The organism is Bradyrhizobium sp., from assembly GCF_016462955.1.
Taxonomy (GTDB): domain Bacteria; phylum Pseudomonadota; class Alphaproteobacteria; order Rhizobiales; family Xanthobacteraceae; genus Bradyrhizobium.
The window spans coordinates 1,249-6,928 of record NZ_JAEMSD010000027.1 but is presented as its reverse complement, the minus strand read 5'-3'; the positions used below and the strand labels follow the sequence as shown (position 1 = coordinate 6,928).

Here is a 5,680-nt window from a genome sequence, read left to right as displayed (position 1 = left end):
CGGCTGGAGGATCACTTCCTCGGCGCCAGCGAGCATCACGGCTCCGGCGGCGGCTGGCGCATCGAGGCACCGCGGCTGTCATGGGCCATTCTCGATGCCGTCGGCGACGCCGCCGAGGAGATGGGCGTCAAGCGCATCCCGGATTTCAACACGGGCGACAACGAAGGCACCAGCTATTTCCACGTCAACCAGAAGCGCGGCCGGCGCTGGTCGTCGGCACGCGGTTTCCTCAAGCCCGCACTGAACCGTCCGAACCTGCGGCTCGAGAAGCACGTGCTGGTCGACCAGCTCATTATCGAGCAGGGCCGCGCCGTCGGCGTGCGCTTCGTCCAGAACGGCGAGATCATGGAGGCACGCGCCAGGCGTGAAGTGATTCTCTCCGCCGGCTCGATCGGCTCGGTGCAGGTGCTGCATCGCTCCGGCATCGGCCCTGCCGATTGGCTGTCGCCGATCGGCATCGACATCGTCATGGACAAGCCCGGAATAGGGCGCAATCTCCAGGACCACCTGCAGCAGCGCGCGATCTACAAGGTCGAGGGCGTGCGCACGCTGAACGAGACCTATTACAACCTGTTCCGCCGTGGCCTGATGGGGCTGGACTACGCCTTCCGCCGCCGCGGTCCGCTAACCATGGCGCCGTCGCAGCTCGGCATCTTCACCCGCTCCGACGCGACGCGCGCCCGCGCCAACATCCAGTTCCACGTGCAGCCGCTGTCGCTCGACAAGTTCGGCGATCCCCTGCACCGCTTTTCTGCCATCACGGTCAGCGCCTGTAATCTCCAGCCGACCTCGCGCGGCACCGTGCGGCTGCGCGCGGCCGCGCCGGACGAGAAGCCGGTGATCGCGCCGAACTACCTGTCGACCGACGACGACCGCCAGGTCGCCGCCGATGCCATCCGCACCACGCGCCGCTTGATGCAGCAGAAGGCGCTCGCCAAATATCGCCCGAGCGAATATCTGCCCGGACCCTCCGTCGGCGACGACGACGTTTCGCTGGCGAAGGCCGCCGGCGACATCGGCACCACCATCTTCCATCCCGTCGGCACCGCGAAGATGGGGACGGCGAACGATCCGATGGCGGTGGTGGACGAGCGGTTGCGATTCTACGGCCTCTCGGGCTTGCGCATCGTCGATGCCTCGATCATGCCGACCATCACCTCAGGCAACACCAACACGCCGACGGCGATGATCGCGGAGAAGGGCGCGACGATGATCCTGGAGGATGCGAAGTCGCATCTTCACCCATGATCGACCCGCACCGTTTCTCGATCGGCCCGGCCGAGACAGAAATCGCCATGCTGCAGTGGGGCGAGAGCGGCAAGCCACCTGCCCTGCTCGTCCACGGCACCGGTTTCGTCGCCGATGTCTGGGACGAGGTCGCACGCGATCTGGCATCGGCCTACACCGTCTATGCGCTCGACCGCCGCGGCCACGGCGCCAGCCACAAGCCCGGCGCCTATCATTTCCTGGATTACGCAGATGACGTCTGCCGGGTCATCGACGAATTGGAGCTGCGCGACGTTTACGGCATCGGCCACAGCGCAGGGGCGACGGACTTGTTGCTCGCGGCGAAGCTTCGGCCTGGCCTCTTCACGCGTCTGTTCGTTATGGAGCCAACCGTCATGGATCCGCGCGCGGCGCGCTCCGGGGATCTGAGCGACGAATCCGCCGTCCGCCTCAAGAGCACGCTGCGACGGCGCGCCGAATTCGACAGCACCGACGCTGTGCTCGAACGCTACCGCGCGGCACCAGCTTTTGCGGATTGGACCGAGACCTCGCTGCGCGCCTATGTGCGTCACGGCTTCGTGCCGCTCGCCGATGGACGCGTCCGCCTCTGCTGCACACCCGAGATCGAGTCCGCGATCCTGCGCCCGATCTACGAGGCGATGGAGCAAGTGTACCTGGGCGACGCCCGCGGCAATCCGTTTTCCTGGCTGACCGAGATCGACTGCCAGGTGCGCGTCACGACCGCCGCGAATTCGGGGCCGATCTACAAGGAGATGGCGCGACGCGCGGTGTCGCTGATCCCGCGTGTCAGCACGCTGGTCTTCGAGGACGCCGGGCATTGTGTCGCGCAGGAAGTGCCGGCAGCCGTGGTCGAGGCCGTGAGAGAGTTCGCAAAGCTCGGTCGGTAGCCCGGATCGACGCAGCGCAACCGGGCTGCGATACGATCAAGGTCAGGCCGACCGTCGCACCGCGTTGTCCACCAGCGTCTTGCCGAGCGACCAGATCGCGCCGGGGACCTTGTGGCTGCCGGCGATGACGTCGTCGAACGCCTTCTCGATCCAGCTGCAGTCTTCCTCGGTGATGGTGAGCGGCGGCAGCAGCTTGATGGTGTGGCTGCCGTGACCGGCAACCTGGGTGAGGATCTTGTGATCCTTGAACAGCGGCACGGTGATGAGCTGGCAGAACAGGCCCTTGTTGGCGGTCTCCAGCACGTTCCAGGAGGCGCGCAAGCGCAGCGACTTCGGCGGACCGAACTCGATCCCGATCATGAGGCCCTTGCCGCGGATTTCCTTCAACAGCTCGTAACCCGGCACCATGCGCGTCAGCGCGAGGCGCAGCTCGGCGCCGCGCTTGGCAGCGGCATCGATCAGCTTCTCCGATTCCATGACGTCGAGCGTGGCGATGCCCGCGGCCATCGCGAGGTCGTTCTTGGAGAAGGTCGAGCCGTGCACCACCGCGCGGTCCATCTGGTTGAAGATCTTGTCGAAGATGCTCTTGCGCGTCAGCACGGCGCCGACCGGCACGTGGCCGCCCGACAGCGACTTCGACAGCAGCACCATGTCGGGCTCGACATTCCAGTGCTCGACCGCGAGAAACCGGCCGGTGCGGCCCATGCCGGTCTGGATCTCGTCCGCGACGAACAGCGTGCCGTATTTCTTGCAGAGCGCGGCCGCGCCGGGCAGAAACTCGTCGGTGGGCATGTTGACGCCCTTGCCCTGGATCGGCTCGACCACGAAGGCCGCGACCTCGCGCGAGGCCAGCGCCTTCTCCAGCGCGGCGAGATCGTTGAACGGGATCGGGGTGCAGCCCGGCAGCAACGGCTCGAATCCGGTGCGGAAGTTCGAATCGCCCGTGAGCGACAACGCGCCGTAGGTCAGGCCGTGATAGCCGTGAGCGCAATAGACGATGCCGGGACGCCCGGTGGCGCCGCGCGCGAACTTGATTGCGGCTTCGACGCATTCGGCGCCGGAATTGGCGAAGAAGGCTTTGTCCAGATAGGGAACGTATTTCAGAAGCCGCTCGGCGAGCACGCCGGCGAGCACGGAGACGTCGAATTGAACGAGGTTGGGCAGGTCGGCATCGAGCACGCTCTTGAGCGCCTCGCGCATGACCGGATGATTGCGCCCGATCGCAAACACGCCGAAACCCGACAAAAGGTCGAGGTAGCGCGCGCCGTCCCGATCGTAGAGGTACTGTCCCTGCCCCTTCTGGAAACCAACATCGTAGCCGATGGTCTTGAGAACCCGGACGAACTGTTCGTTCAAATACCGGTTATGCAGGGTGCTGCGCTGGGCCTGACGGTCCGCGAAAAGCTGAGACATGTCTGGATTTGGGCTGTGCATCCGCTACATACTTCGCTTGAGGGCCGTCTCGTCAACTGAAAATGGAGCGTTGCCGAAAACGGTTTGTGCGGCCTTTTGCCCTTTTTCTACCCATCTTCGCAAGCACAGCTTTTAGATCATGTTGCACTGCCAAGGAACCATCATGCGTTTAGCCCTTTACAGCGGACTGATACTGGCTGGCGGTTACACCTGCCTGGCCCCCGCGCTCGCTGCAGACCCGACTGGCGACTGGCGCGTCGCCGACGGCGTCGCCAACATTCGCGTCGCCCAATGCTATGGCAGCATGTGGGGCGCGGTCTCCTGGGAAAAGCAGCCCGGGGGACGCGACGAGAACAATCCGGACGCCTCGAAAAAGAACAGGCCGACGCTGGGAATGGCAACCCTGATCAACATGAAGAAGAAGTCCGGCGCCGATCAGTGGGAGGGACAGGTCTACAACGCCAAGGATGGCCAGCTCTATAGCGCGACCATCACGCCGGCAGGGCCCGACCAGCTCGAAATCAAGGGCTGCGTGATGGGCTTCCTCTGCGGCGGCGAGACCTGGACCCGGGTGGCCCCGCCGATCCCCTCGAGCCCTGTCAACGCCATGGCGAAGGGCGCGCCGAAATCCGGCGCCGCCGCCGCGCCGAAGGCGCAAGGCGCGCAAGCAGCCCAAGCCACGGCGGGCGCCAGTTCGCCGCCTGCGCCCGCGGCTCCGAAGGCCACCGCCGCAGCGAAGCCCGGTCAGAAGGGCACCGCCGCCGCCGACCCCGTCGGCGACATCTGCCTACTCCCTGAGATCGCGGGGTTTGCCCATTAGGGCAGGCTGAAACAGCAGCACGGCGGCGAGCGTCGTCACCAGCGAGAGCGCCAGCAGCTTGCCCATGCTGGACGTGCCGGGATGGCTCGACAGCCACAAGCTGCCGAACGCCGTCGCCGTCGTCAGCGCGCTGAAAAAGATCGCGCGGGTCAGGCTGGTCTGGAGCAGGTTCGTCCTGCCCGAGCGCCAGGCCACGACATAATATATCTTGAACGCGACGCCGACGCCGAGCAGCAGCGGGAACGCGACGATGTTCGCGAAGTTCAGCGGCAGCCCGATCAACACGCAGATCTCGAGCGTCACCGCGCCGGCAACCAGGAGCGGCACCAGCGTCATCAGCACGTCGACGAACCGTCGCAGCGTGATCCACAGCAAGAGCCCGATCACCAGCAGCGCATAGATGCCGGCGTGGATGAACGCCTTCACCACGGTGTCGCCGGACTTCAGGATCGAGACCGGTCCGCCGATCGCGGTCGGCTCGGCCGCGAGCACCGCCGCCGCGAATCTGCGCAGCGTGTCGTTGTCGTTGGGATCGCCCTTGGGCAGCGCCTCGACCCGGATAATGCCGTCCTTACTCTTCCAGGCGCTGACGAGTTCGGGCGGAAGCGACTCCAGCGTGACGGGCCCGGCCTGCATGGCGTTCCTGAGCTGATCGAACACGATCTTCATCGGCGTGACGAACACGTCCTGCGCCTTGTTGCGCGTGGCTTCGTCGCCATCGGCGAGCTTTTGGAGCGCGTCTGCAAGACGGCGCGAGGCGACCGCCCCCGGCCCCTTCGCGTCGCCCGCCGTCCGGCGCAGATTGTCGACTGACGATTTCAGCGATTCGACATTCTCCTGATCCGACGGCGCCGCATCGATCTGCTCCGGGCTCAGCGCGGGATTCAGCACCTTGGCACCCTGCGCGATCAGCTTCAGCTTCGGGGCCTGGTCCTCCGGCACGAAGCTGTTGAGCGACATCACCCTGAGCACCTCGGGCACCTTCTCCAGCTTCGCCTCGACCTGCCTTGCCTGCTCCTGGGAGGTGGTCATCACGTTGACGGCGTTGGCGCCGGTGTTGGGATCCTTGCGCAGATCGAGAAAGGTGGCGATCGATTCGGCCTTCGGATTGCGCAGGTTCATCGGGTTGAAGTCGAACTTCATGAAGTAGAGCAGCGGCAGGCCGCCGAGCGCGAGCAGCAGCGTGCCGCCGACGATCAGCACGCGGTGCGTCTCGAGGAAGTGGTCGAGCGGCGCCAGGAAGGCGTAACCGACCGGCTCCGGCTCGCCGGGCGGGTTCAGAAGCTTCAGCATGGCCGGCAGAATGGTGATC

General features: G+C 65.6%; 5 protein-coding genes. 3 read left to right on the top strand and 2 right to left on the bottom strand.

The genetic code is table 11. From position 1 onward, the window contains the following. Positions 1-1,248, top strand: a 1,248-nt coding sequence (locus JHD07_RS05205) for a GMC oxidoreductase (protein ID WP_291619668.1), incomplete at its 5' end; no start/stop codon positions are given. Then, on the top strand, positions 1,245-2,135 hold the full coding sequence (locus tag JHD07_RS05200; protein ID WP_291619667.1) for an alpha/beta hydrolase: 891 nt from the start codon (positions 1,245-1,247) through the stop codon (positions 2,133-2,135). The genes JHD07_RS05205 and JHD07_RS05200, both read left to right, overlap by 4 nt. 42 nt (positions 2,136-2,177) lie before the next feature. Here JHD07_RS05200 and hpnO read toward each other — a convergent pair whose 3' ends face one another. Beyond that, complete coding sequence (gene hpnO, locus JHD07_RS05195; protein ID WP_291619666.1) at positions 2,178-3,569, bottom strand: aminobacteriohopanetriol synthase HpnO; 1,392 nt, start codon at positions 3,567-3,569, stop codon at positions 2,178-2,180. A 142-nt stretch (positions 3,570-3,711) separates the two neighbouring features. Here hpnO and JHD07_RS05190 point away from each other — a divergent pair, with 142 nt between their 5' ends. After that, positions 3,712-4,368: a DUF2147 domain-containing protein gene (locus JHD07_RS05190; protein ID WP_291619665.1), complete on the top strand. Its 657-nt coding sequence runs from the start codon at positions 3,712-3,714 to the stop codon at positions 4,366-4,368. On the opposite strand, the gene JHD07_RS05185 is transcribed toward JHD07_RS05190, so the two are convergent. Then, positions 4,336-5,680, bottom strand: a 1,345-nt coding sequence (locus JHD07_RS05185) for an MMPL family transporter (protein ID WP_291619664.1), incomplete at its 5' end; no start/stop codon positions are given. The genes JHD07_RS05190 and JHD07_RS05185 overlap by 33 nt on opposite strands.

Coding starts and splice junctions, on each gene's coding strand:
- JHD07_RS05200 (WP_291619667.1), top strand. CDS start 1,245: ATGATCGACCCGCACCGTTTCTCGATCGGCCCGGCCGAGACAGAAATC.
- JHD07_RS05190 (WP_291619665.1), top strand. CDS start 3,712: ATGCGTTTAGCCCTTTACAGCGGACTGATACTGGCTGGCGGTTACACC.
- hpnO (WP_291619666.1), bottom strand. CDS start 3,569: ATGCACAGCCCAAATCCAGACATGTCTCAGCTTTTCGCGGACCGTCAG.